The 18578-nt window shown below is 31.3% G+C and carries 12 protein-coding genes; 4 read left to right on the forward strand and 8 right to left on the reverse strand.

The genetic code is table 11. The annotated features are described in order from the left end of the window. Positions 1-151 precede the first annotated feature (151 nt). Positions 152-1480 (forward strand): TolC family protein, encoded by a 1329-nt coding sequence (locus CW731_RS11510; protein ID WP_100946867.1) that lies wholly within the window; start codon positions 152-154, stop codon positions 1478-1480. Between the two features lie 94 nt (positions 1481-1574). Continuing rightward, entirely contained in the window at positions 1575-2261 is a 687-nt protein-coding gene (tsaB, locus tag CW731_RS11515) for a tRNA (adenosine(37)-N6)-threonylcarbamoyltransferase complex dimerization subunit type 1 TsaB (protein ID WP_100946868.1), read from the forward strand. A 2-nt stretch (positions 2262-2263) separates the two neighbouring features. On the opposite strand, the gene CW731_RS11520 is transcribed toward tsaB, so the two are convergent. Next, positions 2264-3070 (reverse strand): mechanosensitive ion channel family protein, encoded by an 807-nt coding sequence (locus tag CW731_RS11520; RefSeq protein WP_100946869.1) that lies wholly within the window; start codon positions 3068-3070, stop codon positions 2264-2266. Between the two features lie 96 nt (positions 3071-3166). After that, positions 3167-3367, reverse strand: coding sequence for a dodecin family protein (locus CW731_RS11525; protein WP_100946870.1), 201 nt, complete (start codon positions 3365-3367; stop codon positions 3167-3169). 163 nt (positions 3368-3530) lie between these two features. On the opposite strand from CW731_RS11525, the gene CW731_RS11530 reads away from it, so the two are divergent. Continuing rightward, on the forward strand, positions 3531-3881 hold the full coding sequence (locus CW731_RS11530; protein WP_100946871.1) for a toxin-antitoxin system YwqK family antitoxin: 351 nt from the start codon (positions 3531-3533) through the stop codon (positions 3879-3881). Between the two features lie 376 nt (positions 3882-4257). Here CW731_RS11530 and CW731_RS11535 read toward each other — a convergent pair whose 3' ends face one another. The 6 genes from CW731_RS11535 to CW731_RS11560 form a co-directional block, all read right to left on the reverse strand. Further along, a complete protein-coding gene (locus CW731_RS11535) occupies positions 4258-4977 on the reverse strand; it encodes an energy transducer TonB (RefSeq protein WP_100946872.1) in 720 nt (239 codons plus the stop codon). A gap of 63 nt (positions 4978-5040) precedes the next feature. After that, positions 5041-5328 carry a VanZ family protein gene (locus CW731_RS11540; RefSeq protein ID WP_232734666.1) on the reverse strand — a complete coding sequence of 96 codons (288 nt, stop codon included), beginning with the start codon at positions 5326-5328 and terminating at the stop codon, positions 5041-5043. Positions 5329-5380: 52 nt separating this feature from the next. Next, positions 5381-5761: a glycine cleavage system protein GcvH gene (gene gcvH, locus CW731_RS11545; protein ID WP_100946874.1), complete on the reverse strand. Its 381-nt coding sequence runs from the start codon at positions 5759-5761 to the stop codon at positions 5381-5383. A 30-nt stretch (positions 5762-5791) separates the two neighbouring features. Further along, the gene (gene sprA / locus CW731_RS11550; protein WP_100946875.1) at positions 5792-12904 is read right to left on the reverse strand and encodes a cell surface protein SprA; all 7113 of its coding nucleotides are present in this window, start codon (positions 12902-12904) and stop codon (positions 5792-5794) included. 4 nt (positions 12905-12908) lie between these two features. Beyond that, a complete protein-coding gene (gene ruvA, locus CW731_RS11555) occupies positions 12909-13490 on the reverse strand; it encodes a Holliday junction branch migration protein RuvA (RefSeq protein ID WP_100946876.1) in 582 nt (193 codons plus the stop codon). A 33-nt stretch (positions 13491-13523) separates the two neighbouring features. Next, the gene (locus tag CW731_RS11560; RefSeq protein WP_100946877.1) at positions 13524-15806 is read right to left on the reverse strand and encodes an NADP-dependent malic enzyme; all 2283 of its coding nucleotides are present in this window, start codon (positions 15804-15806) and stop codon (positions 13524-13526) included. A 307-nt stretch (positions 15807-16113) separates the two neighbouring features. On the opposite strand from CW731_RS11560, the gene CW731_RS11565 reads away from it, so the two are divergent. After that, the gene (locus CW731_RS11565) at positions 16114-18576 is read left to right on the forward strand and encodes a DUF5686 family protein (protein WP_100946878.1); all 2463 of its coding nucleotides are present in this window, start codon (positions 16114-16116) and stop codon (positions 18574-18576) included. The last annotated feature ends 2 nt before the right edge of the window (positions 18577-18578 follow it).

The raw sequence follows: 18578 nt of genomic DNA on the forward strand, positions 1-18578 counted from the left end.
AATTGTTCAATTTTAGATAGAATGTGTTCGTTTTTAAACCAAAACGATTAGCAAATATATTTTAAATAATTGATTTTAAGTGATTTAGGTTTTATTCTTTGTTTGGTACAACTATTGAAAAATTAGTTATAACAATAAAAAATTAAAGATTTTGAAAACCAAACTTATCCTATTTGTAGCACTATGTACTTCAATTGCTACCTTTTCACAGAAAAAATGGACTTTAAAAGAAGCTGTAGATCAAGCATTAGCAAAAAATATTTCTATTCAACAGAATAAATTAAGTGTAGAACTCGCTAAGAAAAATGTGGAAATTGCTAAAGGTAATTTTTTACCTAATTTAAATGGTAACACTGGTGGTAATTTAAATTTTGGTTCTGGTTTTGATCCTGTTTCAAATAATAGAATTTCTACAAGTATTTTTGGGGGTTCTGTTGGTTTAAGTTCTGGTTATACTGTATTTAATGGGTTCAGAAATACAAATACTTATAAACAAGCGCAACTAGGCGTTGAAACTAGTTTGTATGATTTAAAACAAATAGAAAATGATATTTCTCTGAGAGTAGTAAATACCTATTTAAACGTTCTTTTTGCTAAAGAAAATTTAGGAGTAGCAAAAGTACAAGCAGAAATTAGCAAAAAACAGATTGAGGCTGCTAATGCTAGATTTGAGGCTGGAGTAATTGCAAAAGGAGAACTATTAAATTTTAAATCTACAGCAGCAAACGATTTACAGAATGTGATTTTGCAAGAAAATGCTCTGGATTTAGCATTGTTAAACATTGCTCAATTACTACAAGAACCAACAGAAAACTTTGATGTTGCTTCAATAGAAGTGGAAACACCTTCTGCTAATTTACTGTATGCAAATTCTTCTTCTGTATTTAAAAAGTCTTTAGATTATATGCCAGAAATTGCAAGAGCAAAATTAGATATTAAAAATGCTGATTTCAATATTGCTATTGCAAAAGGGAGTTTTTTACCTACAATTACTGCATCAGCGGGTTTATCAACAAATTATGGTTTTAACTTAAATTTACCTGATGGAGTGTCAAATACAGCGCTATTTACACAGTTAGATAATAATCTTGGTTATGGATTAGGTTTCAATGTAAGTATTCCAATTTTTAATAGATTTCAAACTAAGAATAGAGTATCGCAATCTTTAATTAATAAAGAAATTTCTGAAACGAGATTAGAAAGTCAGAAATTACAGTTAAAACAAACTATAGAGCAAGCTTTTTTAGATGTAAAATCAGGTTTAAAAGCATTCGAAGCTGCAAAAATATCTTTAGACGCACAAAAAGAAGCATTTAAAAATGCACAAGAAAGATATAATTATGGTGCTATGACCTTGTTCGATTTCGATTTAGTAAGAACTCGTTTGGTAAATGCAGAAGGTGCTATGATTCGTTCTAAATACGACTATGTCTTTAAAACCAAAGTATTACAATTCTATTCTGGAGAATTAGTATTTTAGTATAATTAAAAACCTAAAATGCAACCTCACATGTTTTTTAAACCTGTGAGGTTTTTGTTTTTCTGAAATGCTATCTTTGTAAAAAAGATAGCAATTGGCAATTATACTAAACATAGAAACTTCAACCAAAAACTGTTCTGTAAGTCTAGCAAATAATAGTAAAATTATTGCAATGAAAGAACTGAACAATGGTAATTACTCACACGCAGAAGTTTTACACCCTTTTATTGATAATATTTTAAAAGAAGGCAATATTTCTATTGACAAAATAGATGCTGTAGCCGTTAGCAAAGGCCCTGGTTCTTATACGGGGTTAAGAATAGGTGTTTCTGCCGCAAAAGGACTTTCTTTTGCGTTAAACAAGCCGTTAATTTCTATAGATACATTAACATCTTTGTCTTACGCAATTTCTATAGATAAAGGCATAATTGTACCCATGTTAGATGCAAGAAGAATGGAGGTCTATGCTGCGGTTTTTGATGAAAATCACCAAAAAATAAGAGATATTAAAGCAGAAATTATAAATGAAACTTCTTTTTATGAAGAGTTAGAGAAAGGAAAAGTTTATTTTTTAGGTGATGGTTCTCAGAAGTGTAAAGAAGTAATTACACATACAAATGCAGTTTTTATTGATGATAAATTTCCTTCTTCAAAAGAAATGGCAGTATTATCTTATATTAAGTACAAAAAAAACGACATTGAAGATGTCGCTTATTTTGAGCCTTTTTATTTAAAAGATTTCGTAGTTATTCCAGAAAAGAAAAAGAAACCAACGTTTTAATTTTATTCGTTTTTGTTGATGTTTACTCTGTGTGGGTATGGAATGTCAATTCCTGCTGCATCAAGAGCTTCCTTTGTTTGTTCTAAAACATCAAATTTAACGGTCCAATAATCTTCTTTTTTAACCCAACCACGCGTAAAAAAGTTGATAGAACTGTCTGCTAATTCAGAAATATTTACAGCACTAGCAGGTTCTTTTAGTACCAATGGGTGTGCATTTATAACACCATAAATAACATCTTTGGTTTTCTTAATATCGGAGTCGTAACCAACACCAAATGTAAAATCTACACGACGCGTATCTTCTGTGCTATAATTGATTATATTTCCGTTAGAAAGTGCCCCATTAGGAATTATGATTTCCTTATTGTCGGTTGTGTTTAATTTAGTTGTAAAAATTTCAATTTCTTTAACGGTACCACTCGCACCTTGTGCTTCAATAAAATCGCCTATTTTAATCGGTTTAAAGATCATAATTAAAACTCCTCCAGCAAAGTTTGCTAAAGAGCCTTGCAAAGCTAAACCAACAGCCAAACCTGCTGCTGCTAAAATTGCTGCAAAAGAAGCCGTTTCAACCCCTAATTTTGCAATTACAGTTATAAATAGCAGTATTTTTAAAATCCAACTTAATAAATTTCCCAGAAATTTTTGAAGTGTAACATCAATCCCTCTCTTTCTAAGAACCTTTTTAGTTGTATTAACAACCACTTTAATAATTATTAATCCAATAACTAACATGGCTAAAGCCATTAAAATTTTTGGAGTGTATTCTACCAGTATTATCTTCAATTTGTCAATATATTCTTCCATCATTATTCTGTTTATAATTTTTAGATCCACAAAGTTAAGATTATTGCAATAATTGTTGGTATAGATTAAGTATATAAAACTATCTTTTTTGTTGAATTAGTGTACTTCAAAAGTAATTTTTAGATTTACTCTAAACTCCGTCACTTCATCTCCAAATACAACTGCACTTTGCGATTGTACAAAAACAGATTTTATATTTTTCACCGTTTTTGAGGTTTGTATTACTGCTTTTCTCGTAGCGTCTTCCCAACTTTTTTCTGAGTTTGCCAATACTTCTATAACCTTCATTATTGCCATAATATGTTTCTTATTTAAATTTTGTATTATGTAAATGTAGTAAAATCAATTAGTTAATGTTTAAAAAAACCTCAATGTTAATTTAATGTTATCTAAATGTTTGTAAATTGTTAAAATTAAATGTATATTTGTGTAAGTAGTATTAACATAAAAAAAACAAATCATGAAAAATATATTTACAATCGCACTTTTTTGTATAGCAGCAATAGGGTACTCTCAAGACATAAAACCTACATACGAAGCAGAAGGAGAACTAGTGAAAGCTACTTATTACCATGAAGATGGTTCTGTAAGTACAGAGGGTTATTTCAAAAATAAAAAATTAACTGGTAAGTGGACACGTTTTGACAAACAAGGTAATAAAACTCAGTTAGCATTTTACAAAGAAGGTAAGAAGACAGGCAAATGGTTTTTTTGGAATGAAGGTTCTTTACAAGAAGTAACTTATAATAACAATTCTATTGAAGGTGTTAACTTGTGGAAAGCGGAATCTAAAGTGGCAACAAATAAATAATATATAAAGTTAATTTATTAATTTTATTAAAAATCCAAAGTAAGTTACTTTGGATTTTTTTGTGCTTAATTCTTAAAAAGAAACCTTCAAAGGATCTTTTATACTATATGCATTATTAAATTAAAAGCATGTACTAACTTTAAAATGCTATACAACACTTTAGAAGTTTTAGCTGAGAAAGCTTAATATTATGTTTTACAAATACTATTTAGTATGTACTTTAAACGCTATTTGTTAGAATTAATTTAGTGTTTATGGCAAGTTATTATAACTTTATTTAGAACAGTTTTATAAGCACAAATACTTCTATTGTTAAGCATAAAAAAAACGCTTAGAAATCATTCTAAACGTTTTATATCTTTACTATTAAATATTGTTATTCTACTAATAAAGTAAAAGGAATATTAAAACTTACGCCTACTGGCTTCCCTCTTTGTTTACCTGGTTTCATTTTAGGTAATAACTTCATTACCTTAATAACCTCTTGTTCAATTTTTGGGTGTGGCCCTCTAGCTTGAACATTTACAATGTTCCCTTGTTTATCAATTTTAAAACCAATAAAAACTCTTTTTTTACCTGGAGAAAGTCCTAATTCATTAGGTAAATCTGTGTCAAATTTTCGTTGGAAATGTTTTCCCACCATATCACTAAAACACTTTTTTAACTCTTTCTTATTTCCTTTACATCCAGGAAATACAGGTGAATCTTCAATAATCATAAAGTTAACATCCTCTATAACTTCTTCCGCTTCTGCTATTTCTACGATTTCTTCAACTACTATTGCTTCAGTTTCATCTGTTTCTGTAGATTCTATTACAGTCTCTTCAACTTCCTTTTCATCTTCAACAACTTCAATCTTTTCTGGTGTTGGTGGTGGAGGTGTTTTAGGCTGTGCAGGTGGTTTTACTTCCGTAATTGGAATATCTTCTTCCATATCTGCATTCATACTAATAACAGCTAAGTCACTAGTAGTTTTATCATAAGTTTTCTTTTCAATTGCAGCATACGTTACAAATAGTGCCAATACAAGACCAATTTGCATAAATATTTTACTGTAATTTTCTAAGTTCGATTTCGGATTCTTCTTTATTTCCATGGAATAAGAGTTTTTATAGTTCGCTAATTTAACTAAATTATTGTGTTAATTACAAGTTTTTTTTTATTTAACCGGTTTTTTTTTAGAAAGAAGGTTAAAAGCTAATAATCCTGATAAAACACCAACAGAGTTTGCAACAACATCAAAGTAATCTCCTGTTCTATAATTTGTTATTGTATTTTGTAAAAATTCAATAACTATGCCAAATAGAATGCAACAGACTACAATTAAGTATTTCTTACTTTTTTTGTAAAGTGCAAATAGCCAAGAAAGTGATAATGTAAAATATGCAAAACAATGTTGCCACTTATCTAAATGGCTAATTGAAACGTCATATTTAGGCAGCTTCATAAGGCTTAAGAACAAAATACAAATAGTTATACCTATTGCAATTAGTATTATTTTACCCTTGAATAAGGTTTTGATATGCTTCAGCATCTAATAAATCATCTATTTGTGAGCTGTCAGAAATATCAATCTTAATCATCCAACCTTTATTATAAGGGTCTGAGTTTACCAATTCTGGTTCCTCTTCTAATGCTTCGTTAAATTCGATAACTTCTCCTTTTAAAGGCATAAATAAATCTGAAACCGTTTTTACAGCTTCAACAGAACCAAAAACGTCTCCTTCTTCTACAGTATCGTCTAAAGTATCTACATCCACATAAACGATGTCTCCTAATTCTCCTTGTGCAAAATCTGTAATACCTACAGTTGCAATGTTGCCTTCTATCTTAAGCCACTCGTGGTCTTTTGTGTATTTTAAGTTTGATGGAATGTTCATTTTTAATAAATTTTTATAGTTGTTAATTGTTTAATTTCCTCCTAGGTTATAAATAATATTAAATCCACCATTTATTGCTTGTCGCGGGAAAGTGGTAGAAATAGCATATTTAGATGTTTGATGATTGTAATAAAACGATGCTGTTAAATTACTACTTAATCTATAATCTGCTGTAAATTTAATAGAAAATAATCTTTGTCCGCCACTAATTTGATTATTATCTTCATCGACAGCTCTAATTTGTGTTAAATTATCTCTTAAAGATACATCTGCTCTTAAATTAACGTCTCCTTTTAAGGTAGTTTTCTTTCCTGTAAAACGGGTATTCATTTTTACATCTTTAAAAACGTAACCCATTCCAAAAATATATTCTGTTCCTTTAATGTCTGTTAACGTACTGTTGTTAAAATTCATTGTTAGTGTTCTATCTCTTTTAATTTCTCCTCTTAAAGAAAAAGAATTTCTCATTTTCATATCTAATTTTATTAAAGGAGAAAATTCATCAACCAAAGTAACAGCAGAAACTAACAATTCTGGCTCATAATTTCCTGCAGAATTTGTAGCTGAAAATGCATTTGCACCATCATATTGTAAATTGTTTGTAAAATTGGATACTGTATATGAAGATTTGTAACCATGAGAAACAACAAAATTGCTAAAGTTCTTTTTAAAGAAATCTAGTTTCATTAACCCCGTGTAACGTAAAGTCCAGTTAGGAATTGGTATGTTTTTAAATAAACCTGTATTTACTTTATCTGGGTTAGAACCAGAATACGCAGCCATAAATGCGGGTAACAATACTTGTTGACTATTTTTACCATAACCAGCAACTGGTGCGCTATTTTCTGTAGCCAACCTATTTGCTATTGTAGTTCTATAAGCTCTCATCTTTTGAAATAAGACATCTCCATCTTTAAAAGCGGTAGCAATCATAGAGTGACTTGTACTAAAGTTTCCTGTTTCAAATGCTGGTGCACTATAATCTAATGCTCCTGTAGAAGAACCGTTTTCTACTACATCTAATTGTTGCGATAAGTCTCTTGTTTTAATTTTATTCCCTCGAACATCGATATTTAAATCTTTAAAAGGTTTTACTGTAAAAGTGTAATCTATTTTATTATACTGTGTTCTGCTATATGTTTTATTGTAATATTCGCTATTATTAGGATCTCTCGGGCCAACTAACCAACCATTTTGCAATGCTTTATTTCTAATGTCTACTTGACTACCAAAAGCAAATGAAGTTGGTGCACCACCTAAAAAGCCAACATCTTCTGTATAACCTGGTAAAAATTGCCCGTTATTTTCAGAGTAACTTATTTTACCTTGTTTTACAGATGTTACAACGTCATAAACACCTTTTAAAATTTGTTTTCCTAAAGAAAGGTTTTTCTTTTTATTGATTCTTCCAGGAGTCGCAGGTAAACTATTTCCGGGAAGTCCTTTTTTGTTCTTTCTTTGAGTTTTAGTCATTAAAAGCTTCTCGAAACCTAAATCTTTATAGAATTTCTCAAAAGTAAATGTGGTATTTACATTGTGGGTGTTTGCATTCTGAATTACATTACCAACCAAATCTACATAGGCAACTTCGGCCCCAGCAACATCTATACTACTTTGTGCAGCTGCTTGCCAATCGAAATCTGCCGTGTAAGCATAATCTGCTTTTACCCAGCTTAAAAAAGGAATTTTATTTATTGGTAGTTGATAGGTTCCGTTTAGTTTTTGATGATAATGATTCGCTCTTCCTGTATTAAAAAATTCATCATAGATTTGAATATCATCATTAGCACCAAACGTATCATAAATGTAACTATTGGTTGCATTAAAGTTAAACTGAAGTGATTTTGTCAAATCGAAACCAACGGTATAGTCCCAATCAAATAAAAATCTACGTTGTTTTAATTCTGGCTGCTCAGACAAACCTACTACCAAATTTCTAGATTGTTGCGCTGTGAAATTTCTATTGATTCTTGAATTTACAGCTATTGTAGACGGAATTGGGTTAAAATTAAAGTCTTTAATCAGCTTTAAATATTTGCTCTCTAAAAAGCTTATGTTTTTAAAAGGTTCTATCGATTTACCTTGAAAGTTATAAGTATACGTGGCACCTGCAGTTACACTCTCATTTATATATTTCTGAATGTTATAATCTCTGTGGAATTCTTTGTTATGTGCGTAAGATACAGATACATTTTCAACATCATAAAATTTTGGTTTTTTTGTTGAATTAGGGTTTCTATTCTTCTTTACATTAATAAAACTGATACTTGTTCTTTTTGTATAATCTCTAGAAAACTCACTATTGGGGTTTTGCTCTAAAGCATCTTCTAAGGTAACATCTTGGTATTGAGGGTCGAATTTCGGGTCGATAAACTTCTCACCAATGCTATAACTCATTGGCAATTGAATTCCCCAACTTTTCGGTGTTAATACTTTACCTAAGTTAATCGTAGTAGCAACATCATACTGTTTCGTTTCGTCTAAACTACGTTGGTTTACTCTATCTTGTACATTACCAAAGCCAATTGTAGACATACTTCCTGCTAAAGAAACATTGGCAACATCAGCAAAATTTGCATCTGCATTTACAACTGCTGCCCAACCACCTTTATTATCGAAACCAGCAGAACGTAATTCATTAAACCAAATTTCTGCACTTTTTGCGGTTAAAGACGTGTTTTTAAGACCTAACATAATGGTTCTTAATTGTGCTAAAGTTGGGTTTCCTTTTACGCTAATTTTATAAGGTAAATTTGCATCTTGTTCTTGAGATTGAAAAATATCATTAACAGGAAAGTTAGCACTATTTCTTTCTAATTTTATTTTACCAAAGGTTTCTAAGAATGCATCTAAATTGTTAGCTTCTGGCCAAATATCTAATGCAGATGTTCCATTTTTTGTAACTGTAAGCGGAATTTCAAGTTGATAAAAGTTTTCATTTAAATCGGTTCCTAATCTAATAACAGCAGACATGTCACCATTATTTACAAAAGATTCTCCTTGCACTTCTTGCAAGTGCATAAACATTTTTAATTGCTTAAAACGTCTTAAATCGATACTTATGTTTTTGTAGATTGCTCTTACTTCATCTGGTTTTAATCTCTTTACTTTTAGCGTTACAGATTGTTCATTTTGTAATTGTACCGTAGTGCTTCCTTGCAAACGTTCTCTTTCAATTCCTGGAGGTTGAATGTAGCTTCCTTCATTTTGTTCTATACTTACAACACCAACTTCAAAATCATTTAATTCATCTTGCGTTAATTCTCTGTCTGGGTTTGTTGCAGGATCTAATGTTCTTACATAACGTCTCCAATCTCCACGAACTAAGTCTAATTCACCAAAACGAATAACAACTGGAATTTTAAAATTAGTTAAAAACATTCTCATAAAGCGAATGCTATTAAAATCTGAAATACCATTTACAGGAGTTCCACTTCTTACAGGAACTCTAAATTGATACCATTTTGTTTGTTGTGTATTTCCGTTTTCTAAAGTTACTGTGGTCGTTTTTTCGTCAACAATATAACCAACACCTTTCCTTAAGCTTGCCTTGTTCATAGAGACTTTATACTCATAATAACTTTCTACAGTATTCATGGTTTGGTCTCTGTTAATGTCTTCTGTATCTGGGTAAGTTGTAGAAGAAGTAGGATACGCTTCTGTAGATTGATTTAAGGTTGGCGAGTTTCCTTGGGTATTGTTAAAGTTTTTATATCTTGTTATTAAAGATGCATTGATAGCATCTAAGTTAGAGCCTCTAAAAAACTGAAAGTTATCTCCAGCAGGATCATTTAGTGCTGCAAATTGCCCAATACCAGCAAGGTTTTTTTCTTCAGTATCGTTTAAACCATCAAAACCAATATCTTGATTTAATCGATCAGTATCATTTTCGTTAAATGCATATATTATAGATGGGTTTCTAGGAATATCTCCCCAAGTAGTTCTATTTACATTGCTACCATCTACCTTTAAACCATCTTCAGGTAAACCGTTTTCGTACATTTTACGGTTGTCTTTTAAAATGTCTTCAGAAATATTACCCAAGTTAATATATAAATCTCCTACTTGATTTGCAGGGTTATTTGGATTAACTCCTGCTGGTACACCTTCATCTTCATCTAAAGAGTAATTTTGATATGGATCCATGATCCAAAACTGCATGTATTCTACATTTGCCTGGTCAAAATTATTGGTTGTTAATGGACGCATAATTCCACCCCATCTTGTTTCCGGGTTTGGTAATGTTACTTTTTGCCCTTGTATTGTTGCAGATGGATCATAGTTATATGAACCTCTTTCTTGCGGAAAATAAGCCAAATCTAATGTTCTAACCAAAGAGTTTTGCGTAATGTCTAACTGCACATTAGGAAACAACTCTCTGTAGTTAATTTGCCTTGTTTCTGCTCTAGAAAGTTCATTTGCGTCTACACTTGCAGGTGTATCTCCAACACCATAAAATATCTGATCTACACTATACCACGCTAATTTTCCTCTTTTGTAATTGTAAGATAAATCATCTCTTTCTCCATTAAAATTAGGGAAATATTTTGGTGTACTCGCTTCATACCAATCAAAAGAAGATAATAGGCTAATTGGTACTTGAGACGCTTCAAAATCATCTATATAAGAAGTAGCAGCTCCGGCAACGTCAATTCCACTTGGCGTTCCTGGAATTAAATACGCCATGTCTCCTCTTACAGATAAATTAGACGGTGCATCTGTATCTACAAAAGGCAATTTATTTGCTAATTTTGTAAAATATGGTACTTCGGTAGAATAATTAAAATTGAAACCTAACATGGTATTATCAATAGGTTCTGCACCAAAATTAACTTTTGGCGTTAAAGGTCTTTCTTCAATATTTAAATAGGTTGCACCAACAATAAAATCTTCAGAAAATTTATGCTCAACATCAATACCAAAAAAGGTTTTTCTTTGTTGATTAAAAACAGCATTATTTTCTGTTGAAACACTAATAGGTACTCCAGATGCTTGCAGCCCAGGATCTATAATTTGAACTCTTCCTAATTGATAATCGACTACATAATCTACACCTTCTACCAATTGCCTTCCGCCAGCAGAAACTTTTACAGAACCTCTAGGTACGTTAAAGGCTCCAATAGGAATTCCACCAGAATTTTCTGACTTAAAATACCCTTTTAAAAAGTATTTATCTTTATTCTGAAAGTTGTTTTTAATGTTGATTTTTGTATTTAAATATAGTTCTTTAAATAAGAATTTAGCATCTGCAGAATTTGTTAACGCATCTTCTAAATCTTTTCCAAAAGGTTCTGGTTCCGGGAAAAATACAAATCCGTTTTCAGAGTTTACAGTAATTCCTTCTACGTAATCGAAAAAACCATCTGGTTCTCTAGATTGACTTTGGTCTAATTGATCTAATTTTAAAACCTGTAGTAATGGGATGTTGGAAATACCAGCAGTTTGCGCGTTTTGTAAAACGTTAGATGGTATTCCTGTTTGGTCATCTCTATATTGAATTTCGAAACGAAAACCATCTTGCGTTAACGGAAAAGCACCTAAAGCATACACGTTTTTCATCATTAAACGCCATGTAGGAAAAGATTCTTCACCACCGTTTCCATCGGGTCTTTTGGTTTGTAAAATTTCTGAACGTAATAATTTTACCGCTAAATTATTTGGTGCTTGAATTCCGTCATTTGAAAACTCACCAACTTTAAAAGAATTTTTTGTACTTCCGTTTACGTTACCTGCAACGGTATATTCATACGCAACTGCTAAAACTTCACCATCATTTAACCTTCTATTTAAAGAGATAAAACCCAATTGCGGATTTAAGCGATATTCATTTTGCTCTAATTTTCTAGCATTTTGAAGAACGGAATAATTCGTTCCGTTTTGCATATTATATGGTAGTAAAGAACTGTCTACATTAGAAATGTCTCTAATGCCACCAGCAGGAATAATTTCGGTACCAATTCTGTTAGCACCATTAAAAGGTAAGTTATTCCCAGAAACTTTTGCTTGTGTAATTGCTGGGTTTAAAACCACACCATTTTCATCAACCAAAACAGCTACTTCAGATTCACCAATATCTGCAAAGGCAACAATGCTTCTAAAGTCTTCTGTACTTGCGTTTCTATTGGTAATCCAAACTTCTACTCTGGTAATATTTATAGGGCTATTTATTAATGGATAATTCTTTAGCGAATTGGCATAATTGTCTATAAAATATTGCGATAAGAAAAAGTGCCTGTCATTATCATAATCTGTAGTTCTTAATTCAAAAGATTGTATAGAGGCACCACCTTCTGCAATAACCGTTTTACTTTCAGAATTTTGTTGAGAGAAAACAGCGGTAACATTTGTGTTTCCAAATTTTAAATCTGTCTTTACACCAAACAAACTTTGTGCTCCGTTAATTAAAGAGTTTTTAATAGGCATAGAAACATTACCTGCTTCCAAACCCTGTATAATATCATCTTCAGTTGGTGTGAAACCAATTTTCACTAAATTTTGAAAATCGAAAGAAGCTTGTGTATCATAATTTGCAGTAAACTCTAAGCGTTCCCCAACTTTTGCACGAATACTTGCATTTATCTGTTGATCAAAATCAAAAGTAAGACTACTTCTATTTTCTTCGGAAATTTGCGGATTGTCTGTGTTTTGATAAATAAAACCAAGCTTTAGGTTTAAATTTCCTGTAGGTGTTACTTTTACTTCGGTTCCTCCAAAAATGGTTTCAAAAAACTTATTATTTACATAATAAGTTGGCAATAAGTCTTTTTGGGCATCCTTTGAACCTTTTTTCTTACTGTTTGTTGCGCTTACTTTATCTTTAAAGTATTGCAACATATCTCTTTTTAAACGGTATTGTTGATATTCTCTTGGAGATAAATAAATAGGAGTTCTTGTGTAGTAATTCCCGATTTTTTCAACAATAACATATTTGTTTAAGACCTTGTCAAAAATAATTTCTTTCTCTGCTAGATCATCTAAATAGAGGCCTCCCTTTTGTGTACTTTTAAAATCGTAGCGTAGATTTAGAGAATCTATTGCGGCGGATACAGAATCTTTCTTTGTGTTCTTTTGAGCGTAAGTAGACAAGCTTACTACGAAAGTAATTGCTATAAATAAAAACGTACTTTTATAAAATGTACTCAATTGATTATAAACTTTTTAAGGCTAATTTTATTATTTTTTCTACAGAAGCATCTGCATGTTCTTTTACAATAATAGAAACCAATTTTTCTGATTGTTTTCTTTGAAAACCTAAAACTTCTAAAGCAGATAACGCTTCATCTTTGTTTGTATTGCTTGTGCTCATAGAAACTTCATCAATATCAAAAGTCTTTAAGATCTTATCTTTTAAGTCTACAATAACCCTTTGTGCTGTTTTTACACCAATTCCTTTTACAGATTGTATCAATGCAACATTTTCAGATGCAATTGCCTGCTGAATTTCTTCCGAAGTCATAGAAGACAACATGGTTCTTGCAATACTTGGCCCAACACCAGAAACAGAAATTAAGAACTTAAAAATGGCTCTTTCTGTTTTATTTATAAACCCAAAAAGTGTATGCGCATCTTCCCGTATAGAAAGATGCGTATACAAAATTACGTTCTCATCTGCAGGTAATGCAGAAAACGTATTTAAGGAAATATGAAGTAAATACCCAACACCATTGCAATCTACAACAACCTCTGTTGGATTTTTCTCAACTAATCTTCCTCTAACTTGTGTAATCATAAAAATCTTTTCAGGCTTCTAAAGTAATACTTTTTATTTGTTGTTTCTTTTTTCTTTTTGTTGAGCGTCTACAACCGCCAAAGCAGCCATGTTTACCATTTCATCTACACTTGCACCTAATTGTATAATATGTACAGGTTTATTAAAGCCTAAAATTACAGGACCAATTGATTCTACTCCTTCAACTTGCTTTAATAATTTATAGGTAATGTTTGCAGATTCTAAGTTAGGAAAAATCAAAACATTTACTTTTTTGCCGTTTAATTTAGAAAAAGGAAATTCTTTTGCTAACAATTCTGGATTTAAAGCAAAATCTGCTTGTATTTCTCCATCGATTACCGTGTCTGGAAAATGACGATGAATGTAAGAAACGGCTTCTCTAATTTTTTTAGAGGTTTCTGAATTCGAAGAACCAAAATTAGAGAAAGACAACATGGCAATATTTGGTTTCATACCAAACATTGTTACAAACTTACCTGTAATTTGTGCGATTTTGGCCAATTCTTTAGCCGTTGGGTTTTCATTAATAGTAGTATCCGCTAAAAATAATGGGCCTTGTTTTGTAAGCATTAAATTACAAGCTGCAATTTTTGAGACGTCTTTATCTCTTTCAATTAGTTCTAACATTGGTTTAACAACAGACGGATAAGGTCTAGAGTAACCGGTAATTAGTGCATCTGCTTCTCCTTCATTTACCATCATCGCTGCAAAATAATTACGCTCTCGCATCAATTTTTTTGCTTCAGAAAAAGTACGTCCTTTTCTTTGACGAGTTTTCCAATACGCTTCGCCAAAACGACTTCTTCTCTCGTCTTCTTCATCTGTCTTAGGGTCTATAATAGTTACATCGTCTGTAAAGCCAATTTCTTCTTTTAGTTCTAGAATTACTTCTTTTCTACCTAATAAAATTACTTTTCCTAATTTTTCTTCATGTACTCTTTGTGCAGCTTTTAAAACATCTAAATGATCTGCTTCAGCAAAAACAACACGTTTTGGATTACTTTTTGCTCTGTTGTGTAAAAGTCTAATTTCTTTACTACCAGTACCAGAGCGCTCCATTAATTCTTCTCTATATTTATCCCAATCTAGAATTGGCTCTAAAGCAACACCAGAATCCATTGCAGCCTTTGCAATTGCTGGCGGAATTTCATAAATTAACCTTGGATCAAATGGTTTAGGAATAATATATTCTCTTCCGTATGCTAAATTTACTTCGTCATACACAATATTTACCTGTTCTGGCACCGATTTCTTTGCTAAATCAGCCAAAGCATGTACAGCAGCCATTTTCATTTCTTCATTAATTTTAGTGGCTCTAACATCTAAAGCACCTCTAAAAATAAACGGAAACCCAAGTACATTATTTACTTGGTTAGGATGGTCTGATCTACCTGTAGCCATAATAATATCTTTTCTTGTGGCTACTGCTAAATCGTATTCTATTTCAGCCACAGGATTTGCCATTGCAAATACGATTGGGTCTTTAGACATCGATAAAAGCATTTCTGGAGAAACTACATTTCCTTTCGATAAACCAATAAAAATATCGGCATTGTGCATTGCTTCGTCTAAGGTGTGTAAATCTCTATCTGTTGCAAATTCTGCTTTTTGAGAAGTAAGGTTATCTCTATCATTTCTAATAACACCTTTACTGTCGCACATAACAACATTTTCTCTTTTTACACCTAGTTTTAAGTATAGGCGTGTACAAGAAATTGCCGCAGCACCAGCTCCGTTTACTACAATTTTTACTTTACTAATATCTTTTTCTGTAATATCGATGGCATTTTTTAAAGCTGCAGCAGAAATAATTGCAGTTCCATGTTGGTCATCATGCATTACAGGAATGTCTAATTCTTCTTTTAAACGTCTTTCAATTTCAAAAGCTTCAGGCGCTTTAATGTCTTCTAAATTTATTCCACCAAAAGTTGGTGCAATCGCTTTTACTGTTTGTATAAAAAGTTCTACATCTGTAGCGTCTACTTCGATATCAAAAACATCTATATCTGCAAAAATTTTAAATAATAAACCTTTTCCTTCCATTACTGGCTTTGAAGCCTCAGGACCAATATCTCCCAAACCTAAAACGGCAGTTCCGTTAGAAATTACAGCAACTAAATTACCTTTAGCAGTATATTTATAAACGTTGTTTTTATCTTTTGCTATTTCTAAACAAGGTTCTGCTACTCCTGGAGAATATGCCAGTGCTAGGTCATGTTGCGTTGCATATTTTTTAGTTGGTACAACTTCAATTTTACCTGGTTTCGGTTTTGCATGATATAGTAAAGCTTCATGTCTTTTTCTAGAATCACTCATAAATCTGTTGTTTGTTTGAACCCACAAATATATGGTTTTCAACGGAAGAGAAAACGATGAAAAGGAATCTTTTGTAAATTGAACTTCCCTTCTAAATCTATAGACTGATGTTCTTTTATAAGATCCTTTTTTTATGGATTTATTTTGATGTAATATTAATATTTTAGTCAGACTTTTACGAGCAGGCAACTTTTAAGCCTTTAAGAACGTCTTTGAAATTAAGAAAGCATTATAAGTTGTTTAACAAATATTAATGATTTTCTTGTAGCATAAACTTTATGTTTGTGTCAACTAACAAACCTATTCTATGAAAAAAATTACTTTTATCTTTTTATTTATTGCATTTTCTATAAATGCGCAAATAAAAGGAAACGTTACAGATGTTAAAGGAGAGCCACTTTCTTTTGTAAGTGTTTATTTAAATAATACGGTAACCGGAACTACTACAAACGATAATGGAGATTATGTTTTAAACCTAAAAAAACCAGGAAAATATACTATAATTTTTCAATTTATAGGCTTTACTACATTAAAAAAAGAGGTAAATGTTACTTCTTTTCCTTTTGAATTAAATGTTGCCTTAGAAGAAGAAAATGTAACGTTGAAAGAGATTGTTATTTCAACAAAAGACAATCCTGCAAATAGAATTATTAGAAATGTAATTGCAAATAAAGATAAGAATACAGACAAATATGCAAACTATACAGCGAAGTTTTATTCAAGAGGATTGACGAGAATTAAAGATGCACCAGAGAAGTTTTTCGGACAAACTACAGGCGATCTTGGTGGAGGTTTAGACTCTACAAGAAGTGGAATTATTTATTTATCAGAGACTTTTTCGAATATATCATTTCAGAAAAAACCAAAAAAATTCAAAGAAAAGATAGTGGCCTCTAAGGTTTCTGGTCAAGATAACGGTGTTAGTTTTAATAGAGCAGAAGATTCTAATTTAGATTTGTATGAAAATAGTTTAGAAGTTTTTAACGGTTTAGTTTCTCCAATTTCTACAAACGCATTTAGTTATTACAAATATAAATTAGTTGGAACTTTTTATGATAAAAACGGAAAGCTCATTAACAAAATAAAAATAATACCTAAGCGTAAAAACGATCGTGTTTTTGAGGGTTTTATCTATATTGTAGAAAATGATTGGGCTTTATACGGTACAGATGTTACTGCGACAGGAGCGCAAGTAAATATACCAATTGTAAATTCTCTAAAATTAAAACAAGGGTATAATTATTCCGAAGAAATAGAAGGTTGGGTTTTAATTAGTCAAACTATAGATTTTGATATTTCTATTTTTGGTTTTAAACCAAGTGGAAAATTTTCTTACGCATATTCAGATTATAATTTTAAGCCAACTTTTACAGAAAAAACTTTTACAAATGAGATTTTGTCCTTTGAAAAAGATGCGACAAAAAAAGATACTGTTTTTTGGAATAAATTAAGACCCGTTCCACTTACAAAAGAAGAGGTTACAGATTATAAAATTAAGGATAGTATTAAGGTTCTTAAAAAATCTAAAAAATATTTAGATTCTATAGATGCAAAAGGAAATAAGTTTGGTTGGCTAGATCCAGTAATGGGATATACGTATAGAAATTCTTATAAAAACAAATCGTTTTCTTATAATGGTCCTTTGTTAAGAACAGGCTTTAATACAGTTCAAGGGGCATATACTGCTGCGGGTTTTAGTTATTTTGAAGAAATAAATGAAGCTGGAAAATGGTGGAATGCTAGCGTAAATGTAAATTATGGTTTTTCAGACAAAACATTTAGACCAACGTTCTCTTTCTCTAAAAAATGGAACAACTTTTCGAGACCAAGATTAAATATTTCTGGAGGAATTACAACAAGACAATTTAATGGTAGAGATCCTGTTTTTAAATTGAATAACACTATTTCTTCTTTATTCTATAGATCGAATTACCTTAAGATTTATGAAAAAACGTTTGCTAAAATTCGTTATTCAGAGGAGATTAAAAATGGAATCTACTTTACGTCTTCGTTAGAATACGCAAAAAGAACACCACTTTTTAATACCACTAATTATTCTTTTGCAAAACAAAGTACGAATGGCTTCACGTCTAACAATCCTTTAGATCCTACAGATTTTACAAACGCCGCTTTTGCAGAACACCATATTGCAACCTTAAATGTTGGTGCTACTTTTGTATTCGGACAAAAATATGCTTCTTACCCAGATAGTAAATCGAACGAAGGCAATGACAAATACCCAACTTTAAGTCTTAATTATACAAAAAGATTTGGTGCGAGTAATTCTGAATTAAATTCAGATCTTTTTATAGCAAATCTTAGGCAAGATGTAAATGTTGGCAATTATGGTAAATTTGCTTATTCGTTTAGGGCGGGTGCTTTTTTAGAGAAAAAAAACATTGCTTTTATGGATAATTTACAAGCAAATGGAAACCAATTATTGTTTCCAATAGATAGGTCTTTAAGTAGTTTTAATTTATTAGAATATTACAAGTTTTATTCAAATGATAAGTATGCAGAAATACATGTAGAGCACAATTTTAGAGGTGCTATTTTGGGTAAAATTCCGTTATTAAACAAATTGAACTTTCACTTAGTTGCTGGTGGAAAAGCGCTGTTTATGGCAGATAAGAGTCCGTATACAGAATACGCTATTGGTTTGGCAAATTTAGGTTTTGGTAAATGGCGTTTTTTACGTGTAGAATATGTAAATGCGAGCTACAATGGTATAAAAGAAAATGGTTTTGTGTTTAGAGCAAGTATGTTTTAACT

The organism is Polaribacter sp. ALD11, from assembly GCF_002831685.1.
In the GTDB taxonomy this organism is placed as follows: Bacteria; Bacteroidota; Bacteroidia; order Flavobacteriales; family Flavobacteriaceae; genus Polaribacter.

Excerpts from the sequence above, each read along its gene's own strand:
- CW731_RS11525 (WP_100946870.1), bottom strand. The coding sequence starts at position 3,367 with ATGGCAATAATGAAGGTTATAGAAGTATTGGCAAACTCAGAAAAAAGT.
- CW731_RS11540 (WP_232734666.1), bottom strand. The coding sequence starts at position 5,328 with ATGAAGCTGCCTAAATATGACGTTTCAATTAGCCATTTAGATAAGTGG.
- CW731_RS11535 (WP_100946872.1), bottom strand. The coding sequence starts at position 4,977 with ATGGAAATAAAGAAGAATCCGAAATCGAACTTAGAAAATTACAGTAAA.
- CW731_RS11530 (WP_100946871.1), top strand. The coding sequence starts at position 3,531 with ATGAAAAATATATTTACAATCGCACTTTTTTGTATAGCAGCAATAGGG.
- ruvA (WP_100946876.1), bottom strand. The coding sequence starts at position 13,490 with ATGATTACACAAGTTAGAGGAAGATTAGTTGAGAAAAATCCAACAGAG.
- CW731_RS11520 (WP_100946869.1), bottom strand. The coding sequence starts at position 3,070 with ATGGAAGAATATATTGACAAATTGAAGATAATACTGGTAGAATACACT.
- CW731_RS11560 (WP_100946877.1), bottom strand. The coding sequence starts at position 15,806 with ATGAGTGATTCTAGAAAAAGACATGAAGCTTTACTATATCATGCAAAA.
- CW731_RS11565 (WP_100946878.1), top strand. The coding sequence starts at position 16,114 with ATGAAAAAAATTACTTTTATCTTTTTATTTATTGCATTTTCTATAAAT.
- gcvH (WP_100946874.1), bottom strand. The coding sequence starts at position 5,761 with ATGAACATTCCATCAAACTTAAAATACACAAAAGACCACGAGTGGCTT.